Origin of the sequence: Serratia grimesii (genome assembly GCF_900186025.1) — a bacterium.
GTDB lineage: Bacteria > Pseudomonadota > Gammaproteobacteria > Enterobacterales > Enterobacteriaceae > Serratia > Serratia grimesii.
The window spans coordinates 415,925-438,888 of record NZ_LT883155.1 but is presented as its reverse complement, the minus strand read 5'-3'; the positions used below and the strand labels follow the sequence as shown (position 1 = coordinate 438,888).

Annotated in this window: 25 protein-coding genes; 10 read left to right on the top strand and 15 right to left on the bottom strand. The window is 53.1% G+C overall.

The features are described 5' to 3' along the window. The first annotated feature begins 8 nt into the window (after positions 1-8). Positions 9-539, top strand: coding sequence for an inorganic diphosphatase (gene ppa, locus SGBXF1_RS02015; RefSeq protein ID WP_037423219.1), 531 nt, complete (start codon positions 9-11; stop codon positions 537-539). 52 nt (positions 540-591) lie between these two features. On the opposite strand, the gene SGBXF1_RS02010 is transcribed toward ppa, so the two are convergent. From SGBXF1_RS02010 to tamA, 3 genes are read right to left on the bottom strand one after another with little or no spacing between them, the layout of a single operon-like run. Next, a complete protein-coding gene (locus tag SGBXF1_RS02010) occupies positions 592-939 on the bottom strand; it encodes a gamma-glutamylcyclotransferase family protein (protein ID WP_037423222.1) in 348 nt (115 codons plus the stop codon). A gap of 2 nt (positions 940-941) precedes the next feature. Beyond that, positions 942-4,760, bottom strand: coding sequence for an autotransporter assembly complex protein TamB (gene tamB / locus SGBXF1_RS02005; protein ID WP_186427737.1), 3,819 nt, complete (start codon positions 4,758-4,760; stop codon positions 942-944). Continuing rightward, on the bottom strand, positions 4,757-6,493 hold the full coding sequence (gene tamA, locus SGBXF1_RS02000) for an autotransporter assembly complex protein TamA (protein WP_061807505.1): 1,737 nt from the start codon (positions 6,491-6,493) through the stop codon (positions 4,757-4,759). Before tamA ends, tamB begins: the two co-directional genes overlap by 4 nt. 286 nt (positions 6,494-6,779) lie before the next feature. Between tamA and msrA the strand changes: the two genes are divergently transcribed. Both msrA and paeA read left to right on the top strand, forming a co-directional pair. Further along, positions 6,780-7,421 carry a peptide-methionine (S)-S-oxide reductase MsrA gene (gene msrA, locus SGBXF1_RS01995; protein WP_403348634.1) on the top strand — a complete coding sequence of 214 codons (642 nt, stop codon included), beginning with the start codon at positions 6,780-6,782 and terminating at the stop codon, positions 7,419-7,421. Between the two features lie 177 nt (positions 7,422-7,598). After that, complete coding sequence (paeA, locus tag SGBXF1_RS01990; RefSeq protein WP_037423234.1) at positions 7,599-8,930, top strand: polyamine export protein PaeA; 1,332 nt, start codon at positions 7,599-7,601, stop codon at positions 8,928-8,930. 69 nt (positions 8,931-8,999) lie between these two features. Here the strand turns inward: paeA and SGBXF1_RS01985 are convergent, their stop codons facing one another. Next, positions 9,000-9,206 (bottom strand): DUF1107 domain-containing protein, encoded by a 207-nt coding sequence (locus tag SGBXF1_RS01985; protein ID WP_037423237.1) that lies wholly within the window; start codon positions 9,204-9,206, stop codon positions 9,000-9,002. Between the two features lie 323 nt (positions 9,207-9,529). Between SGBXF1_RS01985 and SGBXF1_RS01980 the strand changes: the two genes are divergently transcribed. Beyond that, entirely contained in the window at positions 9,530-10,087 is a 558-nt protein-coding gene (locus SGBXF1_RS01980) for a YtfJ family protein (RefSeq protein ID WP_037423240.1), read from the top strand. On the opposite strand, the gene cysQ is transcribed toward SGBXF1_RS01980, so the two are convergent. Beyond that, a complete protein-coding gene (gene cysQ, locus SGBXF1_RS01975; protein WP_165392882.1) occupies positions 10,088-10,828 on the bottom strand; it encodes a 3'(2'),5'-bisphosphate nucleotidase CysQ in 741 nt (246 codons plus the stop codon). A gap of 382 nt (positions 10,829-11,210) precedes the next feature. Here cysQ and SGBXF1_RS01970 point away from each other — a divergent pair, with 382 nt between their 5' ends. Together SGBXF1_RS01970 and ytfE are read left to right on the top strand one after the other, a co-directional pair. Then, positions 11,211-13,163, top strand: a complete 1,953-nt coding sequence (locus tag SGBXF1_RS01970) for a bifunctional 2',3'-cyclic-nucleotide 2'-phosphodiesterase/3'-nucleotidase (protein WP_186427736.1) — start codon at positions 11,211-11,213, stop codon at positions 13,161-13,163. A 122-nt stretch (positions 13,164-13,285) separates the two neighbouring features. Continuing rightward, positions 13,286-13,951: an iron-sulfur cluster repair protein YtfE gene (gene ytfE / locus SGBXF1_RS01965; protein WP_037423249.1), complete on the top strand. Its 666-nt coding sequence runs from the start codon at positions 13,286-13,288 to the stop codon at positions 13,949-13,951. Between the two features lie 43 nt (positions 13,952-13,994). Here the strand turns inward: ytfE and fklB are convergent, their stop codons facing one another. Further along, positions 13,995-14,615 carry a BamJ family beta-barrel-assembly machinery protein gene (fklB, locus tag SGBXF1_RS01960; RefSeq protein WP_037423251.1) on the bottom strand — a complete coding sequence of 207 codons (621 nt, stop codon included), beginning with the start codon at positions 14,613-14,615 and terminating at the stop codon, positions 13,995-13,997. Positions 14,616-14,903: 288 nt separating this feature from the next. Between fklB and SGBXF1_RS01955 the strand changes: the two genes are divergently transcribed. Next, positions 14,904-15,578 carry an OapA family protein gene (locus SGBXF1_RS01955; protein WP_037422536.1) on the top strand — a complete coding sequence of 225 codons (675 nt, stop codon included), beginning with the start codon at positions 14,904-14,906 and terminating at the stop codon, positions 15,576-15,578. Positions 15,579-15,626: 48 nt separating this feature from the next. On the opposite strand, the gene SGBXF1_RS01950 is transcribed toward SGBXF1_RS01955, so the two are convergent. From SGBXF1_RS01950 to rpsF, 5 genes are all read right to left on the bottom strand, one after another. Next, positions 15,627-15,980: a DUF488 domain-containing protein gene (locus SGBXF1_RS01950; protein WP_130382644.1), complete on the bottom strand. Its 354-nt coding sequence runs from the start codon at positions 15,978-15,980 to the stop codon at positions 15,627-15,629. A 109-nt stretch (positions 15,981-16,089) separates the two neighbouring features. Beyond that, a complete protein-coding gene (gene rplI, locus SGBXF1_RS01945; protein ID WP_012004910.1) occupies positions 16,090-16,542 on the bottom strand; it encodes a 50S ribosomal protein L9 in 453 nt (150 codons plus the stop codon). A 39-nt stretch (positions 16,543-16,581) separates the two neighbouring features. Beyond that, positions 16,582-16,809 (bottom strand): 30S ribosomal protein S18, encoded by a 228-nt coding sequence (rpsR, locus tag SGBXF1_RS01940; RefSeq protein ID WP_000135199.1) that lies wholly within the window; start codon positions 16,807-16,809, stop codon positions 16,582-16,584. Positions 16,810-16,813: 4 nt separating this feature from the next. After that, entirely contained in the window at positions 16,814-17,131 is a 318-nt protein-coding gene (gene priB / locus SGBXF1_RS01935; RefSeq protein WP_037422542.1) for a primosomal replication protein N, read from the bottom strand. An 8-nt stretch (positions 17,132-17,139) separates the two neighbouring features. After that, a complete protein-coding gene (rpsF, locus tag SGBXF1_RS01930; protein WP_006317459.1) occupies positions 17,140-17,538 on the bottom strand; it encodes a 30S ribosomal protein S6 in 399 nt (132 codons plus the stop codon). Between the two features lie 457 nt (positions 17,539-17,995). Between rpsF and SGBXF1_RS01925 the strand changes: the two genes are divergently transcribed. Then, a complete protein-coding gene (locus tag SGBXF1_RS01925; RefSeq protein WP_037422545.1) occupies positions 17,996-18,262 on the top strand; it encodes a YdgH/BhsA/McbA family protein in 267 nt (88 codons plus the stop codon). A gap of 94 nt (positions 18,263-18,356) precedes the next feature. Here the strand turns inward: SGBXF1_RS01925 and yjfP are convergent, their stop codons facing one another. Continuing rightward, positions 18,357-19,109: an esterase gene (gene yjfP / locus SGBXF1_RS01920; protein WP_061807509.1), complete on the bottom strand. Its 753-nt coding sequence runs from the start codon at positions 19,107-19,109 to the stop codon at positions 18,357-18,359. Positions 19,110-19,236: 127 nt separating this feature from the next. Between yjfP and bsmA the strand changes: the two genes are divergently transcribed. Beyond that, on the top strand, positions 19,237-19,545 hold the full coding sequence (gene bsmA, locus SGBXF1_RS01915; protein ID WP_186427735.1) for a biofilm peroxide resistance protein BsmA: 309 nt from the start codon (positions 19,237-19,239) through the stop codon (positions 19,543-19,545). A 121-nt stretch (positions 19,546-19,666) separates the two neighbouring features. After that, positions 19,667-19,942 carry a YdgH/BhsA/McbA family protein gene (locus SGBXF1_RS01910; RefSeq protein WP_037422554.1) on the top strand — a complete coding sequence of 92 codons (276 nt, stop codon included), beginning with the start codon at positions 19,667-19,669 and terminating at the stop codon, positions 19,940-19,942. Here the strand turns inward: SGBXF1_RS01910 and SGBXF1_RS01905 are convergent. The 3 genes from SGBXF1_RS01905 to rlmB all read right to left on the bottom strand — a co-directional run bounded on the left by SGBXF1_RS01905 (position 19,939) and on the right by rlmB (position 22,924). Further along, positions 19,939-20,337: a DUF350 domain-containing protein gene (locus SGBXF1_RS01905; RefSeq protein ID WP_037422557.1), complete on the bottom strand. Its 399-nt coding sequence runs from the start codon at positions 20,335-20,337 to the stop codon at positions 19,939-19,941. The two genes, SGBXF1_RS01910 and SGBXF1_RS01905, sit on opposite strands and share 4 nt — an antisense overlap. A gap of 87 nt (positions 20,338-20,424) precedes the next feature. Then, entirely contained in the window at positions 20,425-22,059 is a 1,635-nt protein-coding gene (locus tag SGBXF1_RS01900; RefSeq protein ID WP_130382646.1) for an isovaleryl-CoA dehydrogenase, read from the bottom strand. Positions 22,060-22,192: 133 nt separating this feature from the next. Then, a complete protein-coding gene (rlmB, locus tag SGBXF1_RS01895; protein WP_037422563.1) occupies positions 22,193-22,924 on the bottom strand; it encodes a 23S rRNA (guanosine(2251)-2'-O)-methyltransferase RlmB in 732 nt (243 codons plus the stop codon). Positions 22,925-22,964 lie beyond the last annotated feature (40 nt).

Below are 22,964 nucleotides of genomic sequence, written 5' to 3'. Positions count from 1 at the left end.
AAACCGACATGAGCTTGCTTAACGTCCCTGCTGGCAAAGACCTGCCAGAAGACATCTACGTAGTTATCGAAATCCCGGCCAATGCCGATCCGATCAAATATGAAATCGACAAGGACACCGGCGCGCTGTTTGTTGACCGTTTCATGTCCACCGCGATGTTCTATCCGTGCAACTACGGTTACATCAACCACACCCTGTCTCTGGACGGTGATCCTGTTGACGTACTGGTACCAACGCCATACCCGCTGCAGCCTGGCTCAGTGATCCGCTGCCGTCCGGTGGGCGTACTGAAGATGACTGACGAAGCCGGTGAAGATGCGAAACTGGTTGCCGTTCCGCACAGCAAACTGAGCAAAGAGTACGATCACATCAACGATGTGAACGACCTGCCAGAACTGCTGAAAGCACAGATCTCTCATTTCTTCGAGCACTACAAAGATCTGGAGAAGGGCAAATGGGTGAAAGTGGAAGGCTGGGCAGACGCTGCCGCTGCCAAAGCTGAAATCGTTGCCTCTTTCGAACGTGCTGCCAAGAAGTAATTCTTAGCCGCCGTCCGATAAAAAAACACCGCTCAGTGAGCGGTGTTTTTTTTTACTTTTCGTCGAGACGCTTCAGCCAGTCACCGCTGTTAATCCGCGGGTAACCGTCTACGCTGTGTTTATACAGGTAGATCCACGCACTCCCATAAGGCGTCTGAATCAGCTCACGCTTATAGTCCCGGGTGTTGCTTTTCAGTTCGTCCAGCTCGGCCAATATCGATGAGTTAATACGGTACACCTCACAATGTACCGTGCCCTCTCCAGGGATCGCCGCCGGGTAATGGCCCAGATTATAAATCTGATAGCCTTCGAGCTCATGCTCGCCGAGCCATTGGGCGTTGGTCATCCAATGGCTGTTTCCCTGTTTGCGTCGTAAACTGCCGTAGACAATTATTCGCATCGCTAAAACTCAAACTGATAGAGCAAATCTAATGCCTGGTCGAGACCAGACACCGCTTCAAGATACAATTTAGGCATCAGGCGGTAACGCAACGTCAGTGTGGCCAATGAGTCGAATATACCCACCCCATATTTTACTTGTAAGCCTGGGAGAACATAGCCGCTCACGACGACCTGCGAACTGTCACCGACCCCTTGAGTATCCAGGGCCAAATTGCTTACGCCAAACGCCTCGCCGATTTTACCCACAAGTTGACCACTTTGTGCAACCCCCATCCCAATTAACATTGAGGTCATTGCGTTGCCATCGGCGCCGGAGCTACTTAATCCTTGCCCACGCAACAGATAAGACAGCGCTTCCTGTTGCGATTTTGCCGGATCCGAGAACACTTCCAGCTTCGGTGCATCCGCCAACCCAGTGACGCGTACCCCAGCGGTAACGTCGTCTTCGGTCGAATCCGGGTTACGGATCGCCTCAAGATTCAGCAATGGCTGGTCCGGCGGCCCCGAGAACATCAACTGGCCCTTGCGGACAATCAAATCCTGACCATAAGCATGGAAGCGACCGGAAGGGATGTCAATCTGACCGTTCAGGCCCAGGCCGTTCTTATCCTGCACCACTTTCAGATCCCCCTTCAGCCGCGCTTTGAGGCCAAAGGCATCCAACCGCACATCGTTGCCAACGTGGATCATCAGGTTGCTGTTGATCGGGATCGAAGCCGTTTTCGGCTGTATCGGTTTAAGCTGGTCGTCCAGCATCACTTCATCGGAAGAGACGCCGACCGCACTCTCTGGCAGATCTTGTACCGTAATACGCGCCCACGGAATGTCTACCGAACCATTGAGTGAGAACAGCTGCGGCGTGGCTTCGAATATCAAATCCGGCGAAACATCGATGCGGATCATCGGCGGCACCGTCACCCGTAATTTATCGCCCTTGGCGGCAATGCGTGCACGCCATGCGTTGATATCACGCCAATCAGCGTCGCCGGACAGATTAAGCTGACCATGAGTCGTGCTAACCAATCCTTCCAGCGTTGAGGTCATGCCGCCGAAATTCATCACCAACCGGCCTTCCGTCATGTCAAACGGCATCCAGTGCCCCTGCACCTTCACCTTATCCAAGGCCATCCGACCATACACTAAAGGCTTCAGTGCACTGCCACCCAGACGCAGATTGGCATTCAGCATACCTGCGGCTTTTTCCCCCTGCATCAGCGCAGGGTTAATCATTGCCAGTGAAAGGTTAGTGATATTGACGTTACCGCTGATATTACGGCGCACCTGCGGATCAGCCACCTGGATATTGCCGTCAAACTGGCCATTGTTATTTAGTTTGATCAACCAATCGGCCTGCGCACGGCCATTGGTGAGACCGGCATTGAGGTTCAACGTGTCAAAGGCAATCGGCAATGCATTGCCCTGAACCTGCTGTACCACTTTAACCCCATTCCCCACCAACGAGACCTTCGCCTCCGGCAGTGCACCACCAGGCTTCCAGCTCACGTCTGCCCGTCCGGTGAAGACCCCACTCAGCGCCGTCTCCGGGCCAAGGAAAGGTTTAATCATTGCGAGATCAAAACGGTTCAACACGACGCTTGCCTGCCCGCTCTGACCAGCTTCGATAGTTTTCGGCACGCACAGTTCAGCATTCGGGTTCTGCCAGCAGTGCGGCCCAATACTGATTTTCTGCGCAGTATTCAGGTAATCCAGCGCAATGGCGCGAGTCAATCGCCATTCGCCCACCGGCGTATCGAAACGTGTATTGTTCAGATTGCCGTGCCAGCGTTGCTGCTGACGGTCAAAACTGCCTTGCAACGCCAGTTGACCGGATACCGGTTTACCATCAATTTTCAGTTGTAACTGATGCTGTTTCTCACTGCCTTTGGCAGTAAGCTGAAGCAGGTTGATGTCCAGTGCATCTTGCTTCAGCTGTTCAACACGCACTGCCAATTGGCCCTGAATTTGATCGCTGGAACGCACGTCGCCGTCAATTTTCACCCGGTTGATGCGTAATGCCTGCCACTGCAGGCCAGAAGCGGTCAGGTCAGCCAGCAACTGAGGTGCCTGCAGGTTGCCACGTAGTTTAAGCAGGCCTTTCGCCGTACCGCCCAGTCCCGGCAAGGCACCGTCCAGGCGCGGTGCGTCAATGTTCGCATCCAGATTCCAGCTCTTCTCGTCCAGTTGCCCTTTGACGTTCAGCTGGTTGCGTCCCAGGGTCAGATCGATACCCGGAATTTTCCACTGGCCTGCAGCATTACCGCTCAGCGTGCCACGTGCGGTGACCTTATTTTGCTTCACGTTACCGTCAAGTTGCAGCACTGGGACCTGCAATTGCCAACTGCCGCCATGCAGGCTACCGCGCGTGGTGATCTTACCGTCCAACTTCGCCGGCCACTCCGGCCACTGTTTGGCGGTATTGATACCACTCAGCGTCAGCTGTGAATTCCAACTGATGGCCTTGCTCCAGTCCACCAGCGCAGTCAGATCGGTATTACCCTGCAAGGCTGCCAGACGCAGGCGTTCCAATTTAAACTGCTCTATGTTGCCTTTACCGTCTAGCGTCAATACGGCTGGAGGCAGATCCTGGCCTTTGATATTGGCGCGAGTCGACAACGCATAGTCGGTTGCCTTGCCATTGAAACGCAGGCGGAAGTCATTGATCTGATATTGAGCTTCACCGCTCAGAGGCCATTTCAGTTGTTTGCTTTGTAGCGTCAACGCCAGCGGCAAACCGGCTTCGGCCAGTTGGGTTTGCAGATCAAGCTGCGCGCCGACCGGACCGGACAGGTTGAGCGCTACCTTAAGTTCTTCACGCAGCCCGCCGCCAATGTTCAGTTTAATCTTTTCGCCTTTCAGCGGTTCAATGTTCACCGTACTGTTGGCTACCATCTCCACCGGCCAATTGCCGGTCAGCGTTGCCTGCCCTTGGGCCGACAGCGTGCCCTGCGGGGATTTCACATCGAAATTGTCCAGCTTGATATGCTGATCTTGAGTGCTGGCCTGCAACAGCAAGCTCGTAATCAGCACGTCGGTGTCCCCTGTCAGCCGCAGTTGTTCACCACTGATCTCCTTGACCGTGATGTCCAGCGGCAAGCGGATATCCGGCAGGTCCGGCAGCAGCGGTTTTGCGAACAGTTCTTTCAATGTTTCGCCCAGTGGCTTCTCTATGGGCTGTGGTACTGGCTTCGCGGCCTGATTGGCTTTTTCCTCTACCTTTTTCGCTACGTCAACCACCGGCTGCACAGCCTCCGGCAGTGGGTTTTGCGGCGTTTTCGGCAGTGCAATCAGTAATCCGCTAATTTTGGTGGGCAGCAGTGTCAACGCACGCTCCTGCCACTGTGCACCGGTACGGAATTCGCCGAGCGAAATGGCAGTGTCGTCTACGCTGACTTTAACGTTATTCAGCGCCAACATGCGCAAAGTAATCGGGTACGGCGTGCTCAGATTCGTCGTTGGTTCGCTGGTCTCTGCGACTGGTGCGGATGGCGTCATTTCTTTGGTTTTCACCACGACGTCCACGTCCTGTGCCGTCAATGCATTGACGCACAAAGAACTGTTTTTAAAGCAGGCCAGATCGAGTGATAAATGGAACTGCCCGGCATTCACGGTGACACCCGGCATTTGATATTTCACGCCTTTCAGCGTCAGATCACGCCAACCACCGCTGACACTGGTGATATCCAGTCCCGGCACCCAGCGTGCCGCACCGTTTATCACCATATGCAAACCACTAGTGGTGCCCAACAAGAACGCAATTCCGCCAATCAGCAGCAGCAGAACAATCAGGAAACCCAAACAAATCTTTTTTATCAGGCTCATAGTTCAGGCCCCAAACCAATATAGAACTGCACCCCGTGGGTATCTTTATCACCAACCGGAGCAGCGATATCCAGTTTCACCGGGCCGACCGGTGACTGCCAACGCACACCAAAACCAGCACCGGTTTTGAAATTACTCTGGGTGATATCGTTCACCGCTTCACCGGAGTCCACAAACACTGCGCCCCACCATTTTCCGGTCACGTTGTATTGATATTCCAGCGAGCCAGTCAGCATTTTAGAGGCGCCGGTCAACTTGCCGTCGTCGTCTCGAGGAGAAATGCCCTTATATTTATAGCCGCGGATACTGCGGTCCCCACCGGCGAAGAATCGCAGGTCTGGCGGGACTCTTTCAAAGTCGTTGGTTTCAATCCACCCCACCTGCCCACGCGCAACAAAACGGTGCTTGTCGGCCAACGTACGAATCCAGACGTTCTGTGCCTGCATCAGTGCGAAGTCCACGTCAGAACCCCAGGTGCTGTCAGATACATCAATAGAGTAACGTTGACTGTCGCCCCATGTCGGCATCAAACCACCACGGGAACGGGTCCGGTTTACACTCACACCGGGATACAGCAGCATAGTGGTATTGGTCACGGTACCTTGGGTAAAGTGGTCAAGACGCCAGGTGAGGTTTAACGCCCGCTGCCAGCCACTGGACAAATCCCAGTTACGGGAAACCACGGCTTTTGACGTAACAGATTTGGTATCGTTGAGATCGACGTTTTTGAACCCTCCTTGCAGCAGGTAGTACTGCTCAAGCGGATTCTTCAGCAACGGGATTTTATAGGTCAAATCGAGCTGTTGTTCTGGCGCCGAAACGCTGGCGCTGGTTTCCAGGCTGTGGCCACGATCGTTGAGCCACGGTTTTTTCCAGGTGCCCTTCACACGCGGGCCAACGTCAGTGGAATAACCCACCCCGGTTTCAATGGTGTTTCGGGTGCGTGGTGTCACCAACGCATCTAGCGGCAAAATCTTGTTCTCTTTGGCATCTTGGAAATCAGGGGATACGACCACCGAGTTAAACCAGTTGGTGGCGGACAAACGGCGGTTCAGCTCGGCCAAATCCTCCGAGCTGTAGTAATCCCCCTGATGAAAGGGCACCAGATTTTGCAGATAGTCTTCACGGATTTGCGAGCCGCTGAACTTCACTTGGCCAAAGCGATAACGCTGCCCACTGTTGAAGTCGATGTCCCAATAGGCCTTATGCAGATCTTCTGCGACACCGAGCTGGCTTTTGGTCATATCAGCATCGAAATAGCCCTTGCGAAGCGCCATGCCGGTCAATGACCCTTTAAAGCTGTCGTATTTGCCGTGATTGAGGATCTCACCTATCGTTGGCCTGCCTTTTTTAACCAGTGCCAGGTAGTCATCATCGGTTTTCGCGCCGCCTTCCAGCACGATATTGGCACCGGCAATCCGCACGGGTTCACCTGGATTCACCTTGGCGTGCAGTATCGGACGCGACAGCCCAGGGCGATCATCCAAGGTAAAGTCGATCGTTGGCTGATAATAGCCAAGCGCTCGTAGCCCCTGACGGACGGCTTCATCCACACGTGCGCGGAAACGGCCGTCAGTGCTGACCTCTTCCGGCGTGATGGATGACAAACGCACCCGGACGTTTTTTTCCAGTTCCCCGCTAAGTCCTTCAACCTGCAGCCGCACATTCGCCGAATACGCCGCAGGCGTCGCGAGCAGCGCACACAAAAAGCACAGGGCTCGGTATCGTGGCACGCGTTCTCCTTAATTTATTTTACTTTCCTGTAATAACACTCGCTCTGGTACCAGGGCATACTCCGCGCTATCAAGACGGCAACCCTTTCAGCATTATTCCAGACGCTGCATGTTACGGTTTTACTGTCGCAGTAAACTGGCGCATTCTTCGCTTTTGGCGCTCTAAATACTGCGTTAATCTGATACATAATCTGAATATGTAGCTTATTGTGGGCAAAGTTGCGGTTAGATACAACCGAACTGCCGCCTCTTAGGCCAATTCTTACTGTGACAACAGGAGTCAACCGTGGTGCCATTTTTTGATAAAACACAAACCGTCGACAAGGCGAACGCACTGCCTGGCCGCACGACTCCCATGCCGGTTGCCACACTCAATGTGGTCACCGATCATTCGATGACTCACGTGCCAGAGGGTATGGCGGTGGCGATCTTCGCCATGGGATGTTTCTGGGGGGTGGAGCGCCTGTTCTGGCAACAGCAGGGGGTATACAGCACTGCTGCAGGCTACAGCGGCGGCTATACGCCAAATCCAACCTACCGTGAAGTGTGCAGTGGCCAGACCGGCCATACCGAAGTGGTGCGTGTCGTGTTCGACCCGAAGATCATCAGTTATAAACAGTTGCTGCACGTCTTCTGGGAGAATCACGACCCGGCTCAGGGCATGCGCCAAGGTGGCGACGTTGGTACTCAGTACCGCTCGGCAATTTATACGCTAACGCTAGAACAGCAGGCCGAAGCCGAAAGCAGCCTACAGCGTTTCCAACAAGCCATGAACGAAGCGGGTGACAAACGCGTCATCACCACCGAGGTCGTTCCGGCGCTGCCATTTTACTATGCCGAAGATGACCATCAGCAATATCTGTATAAGAACCCAGAAGGGTACTGTGGCTTGGGCGGTATTGGTGTTTGCTTGCCCCCTCAACGCTAACCCACTGGCCAGCGGTAATTTTTTAACCGCTGGCGGCTCCTGTGGGGCTGCTGCTATACTGTGCGGGCCGCATCTGCGGCCTGATAGCCTCCTTTCTGGTTGTTATCACTACTTTTTTTACAATGTACTACCCTTCCTCAAGAGCGCCGTCATCCCGTCGGCACGTATGGATAGATTATGTTAAACAGTATTTTACTGATTCTTTTTCTGATCGCAGTGAGTGCGTTTTTCTCACTGTCGGAAATATCTCTGGCCGCGTCACGCAAGATTAAACTGAAACTGATGGCTGACGAAGGTAACGTCAATGCCGCCAAAGTCCTCAAACTGCAGGAAACCCCGGGGCTGTTCTTTACCGTGGTACAAATTGGCCTGAACGCCGTGGCCATCCTTGGTGGTATCGTCGGTGATGCAGCCTTTTCTCCTAGTTTTAAAGTGTTATTTGACCGTTTCTTATCCCCAGAGATGGCTGAGCAGGTTAGCTTCATCTGCTCGTTCGTGCTGGTGACCAGCTTGTTTATCCTGTTCGCAGATTTGACGCCGAAGCGCATCGGTATGATTGCACCAGAGACGGTCGCCGTCCGGATCATCAACCCGATGCGTTTCTCGATCATGATTTTCCGACCGCTGGTTTGGTTCTTCAACGGTATGGCAAACCTGATTTTCCGTCTGTTCAAACTGCCGATGGTACGTAAAGACGACATCACCTCAGACGATATCTATGCGGTGGTGGAAGCCGGCGCACTGGCTGGGGTTCTGCGTAAGCAAGAGCATGAACTGATCGAAAACGTTTTCGAACTGGAATCGCGCACAGTGCCTTCGTCGATGACCTCACGCGAAAGCGTGGTTTACTTTGATCTGCGCGAGAGCGAAGAAAGCATCATCGAAAAAGTCTCAACGCATCCGCACTCCAAGTTCCTGGTGTGTGACGGCAATATCGATCAGGTCGTCGGTTACGTTGACTCCAAAGACCTGTTAAACCGCGTGTTGGGTAATCAAAGTTTGGTGCTGAGCAGTGGCGTACAGATCCGCTCAGCGCTGATCGTGCCAGATACCCTGACGCTGTCTGAAGCATTGGAAAGCTTTAAAACGGCAGGTGAAGACTTTGCGGTCATTCTCAATGAATATGCGCTGGTCGTAGGCATCATCACATTGAATGACGTAATGACCACGCTGATGGGCGATTTGGTCGGTCAGGGGCAGGAAGAGCAGATCGTGGCGCGCGATGAGAACTCATGGCTGATTGAAGGCGGTACGCCTATCGATGACGTGATGCGTGTGCTGGATATCGACGAGTTCCCGCAAGCAGGTAACTACGAGACCATTGGCGGCTTTATGATGTATATGCTGCGCAAAATCCCTAAGCGCACCGACTTCGTCAAATATGCCGGCTACAAGTTTGAAGTAGTGGATATCGACAGCTACAAGATTGACCAGTTGCTGGTCACTCGGTTGGTCGATAAACCGGCGGCGACACTGCCAAAAGCGCCGGACGAAACCCCTTCAGTCTGACGACACTTACTGCAAAAACATAAACGGCCCCTTGGGGGCCGTATTTTTTGACTGAGGCTCTGTGCCCAATCACCCCATTTCGGATTGCAGCAGTAACACCTGACGGTTTACCTCTGACATCACACTGAAATGGCGCCTGTCGCGGATTTTTGGCAACAGGATTTTTCCTTCATCGAACTCAAACGCACCAACATCTTTGATGTACAGCCGACCACGGAACAAGGTCTTTACGTACTTTGCCACTTTCAACGGATTATAACGCTGGAAGATTCTCATTCTATTACTCTCCTCCGTTTGTCCATGCGCTCAGCGAGCCGCCAAGGCAGCAGCTTCTAAAGTAAGAACGCAACGTGATTGCCATGTAGTAGACCCAGTAAAGACCATATCGTTCATTTGCGCTTGGAGATCTGCACTGGATTTACACTTTTTGACAGAATTGTATATGATAATATATAACTTTTTCAGTATATCCCTTCAAAATACAGGCATTTGCCCCCAGAAGGAAAAACTGCGATCCGGGTAACAGGACAGACCTCTGATCACCGCCTATGCTTTAGGCTATCGGGTGCTGTCGGCACCGTTTCCCCTTAGGAGAAGGCATGAAAAAAAGCCACATGCTCATTGTATCCCTGCTGTTTGCTCCCCTTTTCGCCTCCGCGCACAACTTCCAGCTCCAGCAACGCGTCGCGCCAGTTGGCGTCAGCGATAAGGGAGAGTTGGATTACGCTAATAATAAGTTTAGCTATCAAAACTGGAATAGCGCGCAGCTCAGTGGGAAAGTGCGAGTCATACAACATATTGCTGGCCGCAGCTCCGCCAAAGACATGAACGACCCACTGATAGAAGCGATCAAGAAAGCTAAGCTACCGCATGATCGTTACCAAACGACGACAATTGTGAATACCGACGATGCGCTGCTCGGCACCGCGATGTTTGTGCGCAACAGCATTGAAGACAGCAAGAAAGAATTCCCGTGGTCGCAGTTTATTGTCGACAGCAACGGCAACGTACGCAAAGCGTGGGATTTGCAGCCGAAGGGCTCAGCCATTGTTGTGCTGGATAATCAAGGCAGGATCCAGTTTGCCAAAGATGGCGCACTGACACCGGAAGAAGTGCAGCAGGTCATGACCCAACTGCACCAACTTCTGGCAAAGTAATTAGAACAACGAAACCCGAAAGCCGGGGTTAAGGAACGATTCACGTGGCGTGTAGAGCAGAGGTTTACCCTGCCAATCGTGGATCTGTGCCCCGGCCGCTACGGCGACTGCATGACCGGCAGCGGTATCCCAGATATTAGTTGGTCCAAACCGCGGGTAGAGCTGCGCTTTGCCTTCTGCGACCAGACAAAACTTTAACGAGGATCCGACAGAAACCGTCTGATGCTCACCCAACTGGTTCAGGTAATCTTTCAATTCTTCGTCACTGTGCGAACGGCTGACCACCACCAGTGGTGGATGGGCATTGCTGACGCCAATTGCCTGCCGCTGACCTTTTTCTTCTTTCCAGGCTTTACCACGTTCGGCCAAATACAGCACGTCAATCGCCGGGGCGTAAACCACGCCCATCACCGCCTGCCCGTCTTCAATCAGCGCGATATTTACCGTGAACTCGCCGTTGCGATTCAGGAACTCCTTGGTGCCGTCCAACGGATCAACCAACCAGTAGCGCGTCCAGCTCTGCCGCACAGACCAAGCCGGTGGATCTTCCTCCGACAGCAGCGGGATATCCGGCGTTAATGCCGCCAGGCCACGCTTGATAATGTGGTGCGCCGCCAGATCGGCCGCCGTCACCGGGGAATCATCTTTTTTCTGTGCAACATCAAGTGGTTGCTCACCATTATACACCGCCATAATGGCGGCTCCCGCCTCGCGGGACAGTTGGCAAATTTTTTCTAACATCATTCACCTCAGATAAATACCCTCAATAATTGGAGCTGCATCGCGGCGGTAAGTTCTACAAATCCCTAGGAGCATAGTCCACTATGTGAGCGGGGTGAGTAGGCGCTGCCAACAAAGAAGCAGCTTCAAATATGACGGGTATACGGTTCCGTGGGCCATTTCCCCTTTCTCATTGCTAGCAGCCTAGTTTTTTTTGCGTCGAATATCCATCATAACGATTTAACCTTCGGTAATTACTCAAGTCTTTGCCGTCACAACTGTGACATTTCCTCAGATACCTCGGTCAATTTTCTGCCACACTTCACAGTTTGGTGAGACAACCAATGTTAATTACATGTCCCTCTGCGATAAAACTCGAAAAATGGAATGGAGAAAGCCAAAAATGATGAAGCGTTCGCTGACGTTGTCTGCCCTTGCCGTGCTGGTTTGCGCCTCGGCGCAGGCGGCCACGGTCGATCTGCGCGTGCTGGAAACCACCGACCTGCACAGCAACATGATGGACTTCGATTACTACAAGGATAAACCAACCGATAAATTCGGCCTGGTCCGTACCGCCAGCCTGATTGAACAGGCACGCCAACAAGCGGCTAATACGGTGCTGGTCGACAACGGCGACATTATTCAGGGCAGCCCGCTCGGCGACTATATGGCGGCCAAAGGCTTGAAACCCGGTGATGTACACCCAGTGTATAAGGCAATGAATACCCTGAACTATGTAGTTGGCAACATCGGGAACCATGAATTCAACTACGGGCTCGACTACCTGAAAAATGCCATTGCCGGAGCCAAATTCCCGTATATCAACGCTAACGTCATCGACGCTAAAACGCAAAAAACCCTGTTCACACCTTACATTATCGTCGATACACCGGTAAAAGACCGTGATGGCAAAGAACATACTTTGCGAATTGGCTATATCGGCTTTGTACCGCCACAAATTTTGGTATGGGATAAAGCCAACCTGCAGGGCAAAGTTACGGTTAACGACATCACCGAAACCGCAAAACGTTACGTGCCAGAAATGCGTAAACAAGGTGCCGATCTGGTGGTCGCGATTCCGCACTCCGGTTTATCCAGCGAACCCTATAAAGCGATGGCGGAAAACTCGGTGTACTACCTCAGCCAAGTGCCAGGCATTGACGCCATCATGTTCGGCCATGCTCACGCGGTGTTCCCGAGTAAGGATTTTGCCAATATCAAAGGCGCAGACATTGAACAAGGTACGCTCAATGGCATACCGGCGGTGATGCCGGGTCAATGGGGTGATCACCTCGGCGTAGTCGATTTGCAACTGAACAACGACGGGGGTGCCTGGAAAGTCACGAGGGCCAAGGCGCAAGCGCGGCCGATTTACGACAAAGAGAACAAAAAGTCACTGGCCGCGGAAGACGCCAATCTGGTGAAAGTACTGGCCGAAGATCATAAAGGCACACGTGATTTCGTCAGTAAGCCCGTCGGCAAAGCAGATGACAACATGTACAGCTATCTGGCCCTGATTCAGGATGATCCAACAGTACAAATCGTGAATAACGCGCAGAAAGCCTATGTAGAGCATTATATTCAGGGCGATCCGGATCTTGCTGACCTGCCAGTTCTATCAGCCGCTGCGCCGTTCAAAGTTGGCGGACGCAAAAACGATCCGGCCAGCTTCGTTGAAGTGGAGAAAGGCCAGCTCACCTTCCGTAACGCTTCGGATCTCTACCTCTATCCCAATACATTGGTAGTGGTAAAAGCTAGTGGCAAAGAGGTGAAAGAATGGCTGGAATGTTCCGCCGGGCAATTCAATCAAATCGACATTAACAGCACCAAACCACAGGGTCTGATCAACTGGGATGGTTTCCGCACCTATAACTTTGATGTGATTGACGGGGTAAATTATCAGATCGACGTCAGCCAGCCTGCACGTTACGACGGTGAATGCCAGTTGATCAACGATAAGGCGGAGCGTATCAAAGGTCTGACGTTCAAAGGCAAGCCTATTGATCCAAATGCCATCTTCCTGGTTGCCACCAATAATTACCGTGCCTACGGCGGTAAGTTTGCCGGCACAGGCGATCAGCATATTGCCTTCGCTTCACCGGATGAGAACCGTTCGGTACTGGCAGCTTATATCAGTGCTGAAACCAAGCAGCAGGGTGCAGTACGGCCACAGGTAGATAATAACTGGCGTCTGGCGACGTTCAGCAGCCCGCAGCCACTGGATATTCGCTTCGAAACATCACCAAGCGAAAAAGCCACAGCGTTTATCAAAACCCATGCCCAGTATCCAATGAAATCAGAAGGTACGGATAACATCGGATTTGCAGTTTATCTGATTGATTTAAGAAGCAAATAAGCAGCAGGCCGGAGGGGAAATTGCGTTTCCTCCGGCCATCTACCCCTTTTTCTCTCTGGCGCGTCCTTTAAATTGCATTTAAAATGCATGTTATTATTTTTTTCATTTAAAGAGGCTCTCCTATGGATTACCGTAACCAATCCCTCGGCGCTCTCGCCATCGCTATTCCCCGGGCATCACGCCTGTTTCGCCTGAACGATTTAGATTTCTGCTGTGGTGGAAAACAAACACTGCAACGCGCTGCCGAGCGTAAAGGGCTGGATATCGAGCAGCTGGAAAGCGAATTGGCCACCCTCGCCTCCACACCAGAACAACGTCATGACTGGCATACTGCGCCCCTCGGTGAAGTGATTGATTATATTCTGCCACGCTTCCATCAGCGGCATCGCGAACAGTTAGCCGAACTGGTACTCATGGCGGAAAAAGTCGAACGGGTTCATGCCGACAAACCCACCTGTCCGCGTGGCTTGGCGAAGCAGCTGAACCTGATCCGGCTGGATCTGGAAAATCATATGATGAAAGAAGAACAGATCCTGTTCCCGATGATCAAGCAAGGTATGGGACGCCAAGCGGCTGGACCGATCTCAGTAATGGAACATGAGCATGACGAAGCGGGCGAACAGTTGGAAGTGGTGAAGTTCCTCACCAACAACGTGACGCCACCAGAAGGTGCCTGCAATACTTGGCAGGCGCTGTATGGCGGCATCGACGAGTTCATCGATGACCTGATGGAACACATCAATCTGGAGAACAGCCTGTTGTTCCCACGCGCGCTGAACGGCGCATAAAACAAGGGCGCCATTAAGGCGCCCAGAGAAACCTGTCAGAGGATTACAGGATTTCCAGCAGTTCGACGTCAAACACCAGCGCGCTGAATGGCGGGATGGATGCGCCAGCACCACGCTCGCCATAGGCCAGGTCGTGTGGAATATACAACTGCCATTTAGAACCGACCGGCATCAGGGTCAGCGCTTCGATCCAGCCTGGGATCACGCCGCTAACCGGGAATTCTGCCGGTTGGCCGCGTTCTACGGAGCTGTCGAACACATCGCCGTTAATCAGACGACCGGTGTAATGCACACGCACGCGATCCTGACGGGACGGGATTGGGCCATTACCCTGCTCCAGTACGGAGAACTGTAGACCAGATTCGGTCAGCGTCACTTCGTCACGCTTGGCGTTGTCTTCCAGGAATTTCTGGCCTTCAACAGCCATCGCCTGTTGACGATCACGACGCACGGCATCCGCACGTTCGTGGATTTCACGCAGCGCACGGTGCACCACGTCTACCGGAACCGCCGGGGCATTCCCTTCCAGCGCGTCACGCAAACCTGCCAGCAAAGCTTCCGGTTGTAAACCTTCCAGACCGGACTCTTGCAACTGCTGGCCGACCTGTAAACCAATCCCGTAGCTCGCCTGCGCTTCAACGCTGTCAAAAGAAGGGGTTGTCATGGGGTTTTCCTTTAGTCTGTAAAAAGTCGAAAGCGCAGCATAACAGCGCCGCAATGCCGGGTAAAATCTTGTGTGGAGAATGATGACTTTTGTCGTAGAAAAAGAAACAATAACCCTCAGTTAACACCCGCTCCCGCGAGCCCAGGCGAATCGCCTGTCGCAACAGGTATGGGTTTGCTGCTGCCTTTCACTTCAATCAGTTAGCAGACTATACTGGAAGCAGGGCATCGGGTCGGCGGTACACCCTTTTGTACCGTGATATTTTTACGCCGTTGAAGAGAGGTTACCATGGGCAGAATCTCGCCCAGGAGAAGGAAGACCACCCGAGTCTACCAGCCGTTGTTGCGCACCTGGCTGAACTTCAGTCAGCGCCTGAAACCAGGCTCCGCGCCAGAGGCAGTAGAGGATCCGGATTCAGAACAGTCACCGGCAAGCGGTAAGGGGCAAAACATCAAAGCGCTACTGCTGAAGATCTGGCACCTGCCGGACGGCTTCGGTTGGATGGAGCCATTACCCTATTTCCACCGTCGCTGGACCCTGATTTTCGGCATTATCTTGCTGTTGGCACTGCTGTGGCCGTATTCATCAGAAAACAGCGAGCAGCCGTTCCCGGTCACCCAGCAGGGCAACAACATACCACTGCAGGCCGATCTGCAAAATGATCCTCAGCAGCAGCACGCTGCCGAACCGGAGCCAGCCGGTAACTGGCAACGTTACCAAATCCAACCGGGGCAAACGCTGGCGCAACTGTTCCGCGACAATAGTCTGCCGGTGAATGAAGTCTTCGCGATGGCCCAAGTTGAAGGTAACGATAAGCCACTCAGCAACATGAAGGCCGGCCAGGAAGTGCGTATCGAACGTGACACTAACGGCGTGATTACTGCGTTATCGGTCACTGCCGCAGATAACACTCAGGTGTTGTTCCGCCGCCAGGCCGACGGTAGCTATCGCCGCGAGCGTTAAATTCTGCCTCGTCATTGACCGCGTATTCACGCGCAATGGACAGGCAGCCTAAATCTGCGTCAATAAAAAGTCGCGCAGCACGATGCCGTGGTTGTGCTGTGTGTCTTTGCTGCCATAGAGCAAGGTTAAGGGCTCTCCCTGCCGTAATAACGCCACCAGTGGCTGCCAGGCGTCATTTTCTGCCAATTGCAGCCGGTAACGGCTTTCAAATAATTCCCACTGCTCTATGTGCTGGTGAAACCACTGTCGTAGTGCGTTATCTGGCGCGACCTGCTTTAGCCATTGAACCCCCTGTAGCCGCTCCTTGCTGATACCTCGTGGCCACAATCGGTCAATCAGATAACAGTTAACCGGCGCAGGGCCGGAAAAATCATACACTCGCTCTAAGTAAATCACTGCCATTTGCCACTGCTCCTCACCCAAGGTGCTAGCAGGGTAACGCGTTTTACTGGACGCAGAAAAGCAAAACGCCAGCACGAGGCTGGCGTTTTAACTTGGTGAACAGGAGCAATTAAGCTTCTGCTACCACAACTACATTCAGCTGTGCGAATACGTCGCTGTGTACCTGGAATTGAACTTCGTGTTCACCAGTGGTACGCAGAACGCCATTCGGCAGACGAACTTCGCTCTTGGCAACTTCAACGCCTGCCGCAGTAACTGCGTCAGCGATGTCGCGGGTGCCGATAGAGCCGAACAGTTTACCCTCGTCGCCTGATTTAGACGCGATGGTGACTGAACCCAGTTCGTTGATCTTGGTTGCGCGAGCTTCAGCAGCAGTCAGAATTTCAGCCAGTTTGGCTTCCAGTTCTGCACGGCGTACTTCGAAGAACTCTACGTTTTTCTTGGTAGCAGGAACAGCTTTGCCCTGTGGTACCAGGAAGTTACGGGCGTAGCCCGCTTTAACGTTAACTTGATCACCCAGGCTGCCCAGGTTTGCTACTTTATCAAGCAGAATAACTTGCATTACCTTATCCTCTCAAAGTCGTTAATGGACAGTGGCCGATTACTGATGACGATCAGTGTACGGCAACAAAGACAGGTAGCGCGCGCGCTTGATAGCACGGGCCAGCTGGCGCTGATATTTGGCACGAGTACCGGTAATACGGCTCGGGACAATTTTACCACTTTCAGTGATGTAGTTTTTCAGCGTAGCGATGTCTTTATAGTCAATCTCTTGAACGCCTTCCGCGGTGAAACGGCAGAACTTGCGACGACGGAAATAACGTGCCATTAGGCTAGTCTCCAGAATCTATCAATTCAATCTGCTCGGCATGCAGAACCAATTTGTTCAGCCCGTTGCGCCCTTGATGGCTGCTAACAAAGCCTTGCACGGTTATCTGACTGCCGACCGTTAATCTTTGAGTTAGTGCTTGTGACTGTTGTCCGCTGACAACCACGGGCATTCGGCACCATGCTTGTCTGCTGAATCCGGCTTCCATTTGCTGCGAACGGTGCTCAAGCACAAATTGGCAGTGGGGTATCCCGGAAGGACTCACTTTTCGAACCGGTGTCTTGCACACAGTGCCCGACAAAACCAGACGATTAGATGTCACGGCAGCAATTACTCTTCAGAATCCCCAGCATCTGCATCATCTGCGGTTTCGTTAGCGAAGTCTTCGCGGCGATCGCCACGACGTTCGTCTTTCGCTTTAACCATCGGAGATGCTTCAGTTACCGCGTGCTTAACGCGCATAACCATGCTACGGATAACGGCGTCGTTGAAGCGGAAGTTTGTTTCCAGCTCATCGATCGCTTCCTGCGGAGCTTCAACGTTCAGCAGAACGTAGTGAGCTTTGTGCAGTTTGTTGATCGGGTAAGCCAGTTGACGGCGGCCCCAGTCTTCCAGACGGTGAATCTGACCAGCAGCGTTAGTGATGGTAGCACTGTAACGCTCGATCATGCCCGGAACCTGTTCGCTTTGGTCAGGATGGACCATAAAAACGATTTCGTAATGACGCATCGAATTGCTCCTTACGGATTATTCAGCCTCCTGTCAGGGTCAACCGCGGCCCATGGAAGCAAGGAACGTGTATGTGTGTGCGGCTGAAAAAATGACGCGTAATCATACTTGCGCTAGCGAGGAAACTCAAGGACCGAAGGGGATTTATTCTAGGTAATGCGAACCTGCTACGGAAATAGCACGATTTGCTGCCTGCGTAACCTATGTACACAGATCCATCACTTCAAAAAATCTTTCAATGAAATCATCACTGATTCGCAAATCTCATTCATTTTTTTTGAAAGAGGATGTCAAAATAGCCCCCTTTTTAATCCTGCATGAAGGTCTAAAATTGTACTTATCCGCCGCAGACAGCGCGACGAAAAAGATTCGAGGTTATTCAATACATACAAATAACTTTTTGCTGCACTGGCACCGGCTGTCAGGCCGTTGAAGCAAACAGTTAAGAGAGGCACTTATGAAACGCATTACCATCGCTACTGCCATTGCTTTACTGTTTTCCGCCCATGTCATGGCCGCCACTGAAATTACTTCACATCAGGCTGATCAACGCCAAAGCGTCGGGTTCGTCACGCTAAACCAGGACGTTGTCTCCCCTGATGATGCCAGTAGCCAAGTGAACAAAATAGCCGAGCAACGTGGCGCTACTGCCTATCGGATCATTGCCCTGCATGAACCTGAAAACAACAGCACCATGCATGTTAGTGCCGAACTGTATCGCTAAGAGAAAATGCAACGCCAGGAAGTCAGCCGCGCCTAAAAGCGGTAAATAAAAATGTGAATGTCGTCGTCGGCCCCCTGGATACAGGGGGCTTTTTTTACAACGTGCGTATGAAGAAATCGGCCGTTGCGCTGAGCGCCTGCGGTGTAATGCGGTGCTTGACGTCAGGCTCCGTAAGCAACGTCAATTGCTGATCCCAGCCGCTCTGGCGAAGCTCCGTAGCCAATCGCAAGGTTTCTGCCACCGGGACCACATCATCCGCCTCCCCGTGCCACAACAACAGCGGACGATCGACAATTTTCGCCAACTGATGTTCCAGACCATAATCTGCTAGCACGGCAATACGCGCATCAAAGTCGCGGCTTGCCAAATGATGTCCTTGCTCATCTAACGGGGGGAATAACGTCTGCGCCAGGGACGTGTAATAACCGGCCCCCATTAAGCTGGCTGCCGCTTTCACCCATGAATAACGGGCAAAACAACCCAGTGTCGTCATACCGCCCATTGACGCACCGGCAACGCCGATACGCTCTTCCACAAGCAGGCCACGCTGCTCAAAATGTGCCTTGAGCACAGGCAACTCATCAATATTACGCCGCAGGATCTCCCAAAAACTGGCCAGACGCTTTTGTTCATCACCGTCAAAACGCTCACCGTGTAGATCGGCATCCGGCAACACCACGCGGAACCCAGCTTTGGCTAACGCGTAGGCAAAGTAGGCATACACTTCTTTTGATGAGGTATAACCATGATAGAAAAATATCGTCGGCAGCGGTTGATGATATTGCCCTGCAGGCACTGCGTGGATCACGGCAATATTCCCTGCCCGCTCGTCATAGATTTCAATCATCCGTTTTACCCTCTGCATATTTGTTGCCTTCATAATGGCAAACTTGCGCTAAAAAGCATTAGCTCAATCTGTTCCAATTTATAATGGGTTACACTGAAATCATGCTGTCGACTTTCCCGAGGTGCTCATGAAACGTTCCCGCCTGTTACTCCCCCTAACACTGGTTATGCTGCTTAGCGCCTGCGGTATGATGACCACAACACCAAAAGCACCACCACCACCGACCGGTCAAGCACAGGAGATAACCCGGGCACAAACTGGCAGCCTGGTGAAAATGGGTACCACCAGCGCGCTGGTCCGCGGTAGTCCAATGGATGTGGAAGCGGTAATACAGCAGAAAGCCAACGCCAGCGGGGCACGCTATTACATGATCATCATGAACAGTGAAACCGTGGTTCCCGGCCAATGGTATTCACAGGCGATCCTGTATCGGTAGCCCTTAGAGTTTTAATAAGATTTACATTGGCTTTGCACAGACTGAAGTTGGATATTGCACACTGGCAAACAGCGCGCCGCACCCTGCGGCGTGGATCCAGGATCCGACGAAGGGGAACGCCATGACACGCTCCGCCGCACTCACCGCCCTCCTGCTTTCCATGGGGTTACTCAGCGCCAGCGCCCAGTCCGCTGAACTGGCACCTGCAGATCGCGTTACTCCGCTCAGTGAAATCGCTGAAATCACGCTAAATAACCTGTCCGGCTCACCTCAGGATGTAGAACAACTGATAGCCCGTAAGGCTGATGAGCACGGGGCCAGTTATTATCGCATCCTGAAGATGGAAGAACAGGCGCACCAACCTGGCTGGCGCGCCTCGGCAATACTCTATCTTTAATAGGTCATGCAAGCCGCATTCAATACGCCGCCGCTGATCGAAACGCCCCCCAGGAAAATCCCGGCGGCCACGTGATTAGATTCAATCTTGTCACTGATGCGCGGCATGTAGATTTTCACCGCCGCAAACAGCAGCAGTTGCACCACTAAAGCCACAACACCCCACAGCAAGTAATCCAACAGGCTGACAGAGTTGATCGCCGCACTGGCCAACGGGATCACATAACCCAAGCAAGCACCAACGAATCCGAAAGCAGCAGATTGATTGTCGGCCTTAATCAGCGCCCATTCGTCGTGTGGCGTAATGCGGGTATAAACAAACAAGAACACCAGAACCATGGCAAAGCCACTGAAGAAATAAGAGGCGAATGCCGCCAACGCGCTAAGAATATCCATGTCATGCTTCCTGGTCAGAGGTCAGTATCCCTTACGGGCCAAGTGCTGAATTAAAAAGCTTTTCTCGTTCCGACGCCACTGTTTTCCCTAGCCCCCCATCGCTCGGGTAAACAACGTTTCGCATAACCGGTCTGGCAATGCCCTTTCACCACGGGCATCTAGCATCATTTGACACCAGGCCTCTGCCAGCGGGGGAGAGCTGTGACGCAGAAGCTGCGCCGCGGCGAACAGATTGAATAACGCACCGGTGACCGCGCGCCCTTGTTCTTCCTGAGGTTTACGCATCAGTTGGAGCAGCCGTCGCCACTGATGATCAAAGTGGCGATTCTGTCCCCTGACCTCAACAAATTCGAGTTCCAGGGCCTCCTGCACCACCGGCAGCTTTCCCCAGGCACGCATCACGTCCAGACACATGATATTGCCTGACCCTTCCCAAATGCTGTTTACCGGCATTTCACGGTACAGTCGCGGCAGCTCACTCTCTTCGCAGTAACCGATTCCACCTAACGCTTCCATCGCTTCACCGACAAAAGGGATGCCTTGTCGGCAGACTTCAAACTTCGCAGCCGGGGTCATCACACGGCACAGTGCCTGCTCCAAAGGCGCACCGGTGCCAACGCTGTCGTAGGCACGCGCTAACCGCATCAGAGCCGCTGTCTGCCCTTCTAACCGCAATGCCATCCGCGCTAACACCTGGCGCATCATCGGTTGTTCGATCAGTGGTTTACCAAACGCCTGTCGCTGCAAGGCATGATATAGCGCTACCGATAAGCCACGCCGCATCAAACCATGGCTACCCAATGCACAGTCAAATCGCGTCAGGCCACCCATTTTTAGGATATGCCGCACACCATCCCCTTCCTCACCCACCAGCCAGGCGGCGGCGTCCTGGAATTCAACTTCACTGCTAGCATTTGAACGGTTGCCGAGTTTGTCTTTTAGACGTTCCAGCCGTATTGCGTTGCGTGTACCGTCAGGCAGAATACGCGGAAGAAAGAAACAAGATAGCCCACCTTCGGCCTGCGCCAGCACCAGGTGCGCATCACTCTGTGGCACCGAGAAGAACCATTTGTGCCCCACCAGCCTGTAAGCTTCTCCCGGGCCACGTGCAGCCAAAGGCGTAGCGGTGGTCGTATTACTTAACACATCGGAACCACCTTGTTTCTCGGTCATCCCCATGCCAATTAGCAATCCGCGTTTTTGCCCGCCGGGTAACAAATGTGCATCGTAACGATCAGACAGCAGCGGCGTCAGCCAAGTCTGGAATTCAGCAGGCAATGAACGTTGCAGTAATGGAATTGCACCAAAAGTCATGGTCACTGGGCACAAGGTGCCGGCTTCAACCTGGGCGTGCAGCACAAAACGCGCGGCGCGCGCCACGAACGAACCAATACGCGCATCCTCCTGCCACGGCAGGTTATGCACACGGTTGGCGATCAACCCTTGCATCAGAATATGCCAGGCAGGGTGGAAGCGGACATCATCCAGCCGCTGACCGGTGGCGTCATAGCGCAGCAGTTCCGGCGGATTGACGTTGGCCAACCGCCCCAGCTCCAGCGATTCCTGAGTACCCAACTGCTGCCCCAACGAAGCCAGCACCTCCGCATCCCAACCGGCTTGCTCGCGCTGTATGGCTTCATGCAACGGCGTGTCGGACAGGAATAGATTGCTGTTACCCAGCGGCTTCGGCTGATTAAAAACGGTGTGTGTATTCCAGACCATGAGCTTGCTCCCTGATAAAAGCGTCAGGAGTAAGTATGGTCGTCAGGGCGATTTCTGCCGCAGATGAGATCACAGGGTGGGAAATGAGGACCTAATTAATAAGGGCGCAATACGTTGCGCCCTTATGGGTAAATCAACTGCGCTGACGTACTGCTTCGAACAAACAGATACCGGTAGCGACTGAAACGTTCAGTGAAGACACTGTCCCGGCCATCGGGATACTGATCAACTCATCACAGTGTTCACGGGTCAGACGGCGCATACCTTCGCCTTCTGCCCCCATCACCAGCGCCATTGGGCCCGTCATTTTGCTCTGGAACAAAGTGTGATCGGCTTCGCCTGCCGTGCCGACGACCCAGACATTCATTTCTTGCAGTAAACGCAAGGTACGCGCCAGATTGGTGACGCGAATCAACGGAACGTTTTCCGCCGCGCCGCAGGCCACTTTCTTGGCAGTCGCATTCAACTGGGCAGAGCGATCGCGCGGGACGATCACCGCGTGTACACCGGCCGCATCGGCACTGCGAAGACAGGCGCCAAGGTTATGCGGGTCGGTCACGCCGTCCAGTACCAGCAGGAACGGCGTATCCACGCTTTCCAACAGCGCCGGCAAATCATTTTCCTGATACTGACGCCCTTCACGCACCCGGGCGATAATCCCCTGGTGCACCGCGCCCTCGACTTTATCATCCAGCCACTGGCGGTTTGCCACCTGGATAACAATACCGGTCGCTTCCAGCTCCGCGATCAGCGGTTGCAAGCGGCGGTCATCGCGCCCTTTGAGGATAAACACTTCCAGGAAGCGTTGCGGATCGTTATCTAACAGGGCTTTGACGGCATGGATACCGTAAATAATTTCGCTCATGATGCTCTTTTAACTGTGCGGCTGGCGTTTGCCAGCCGGT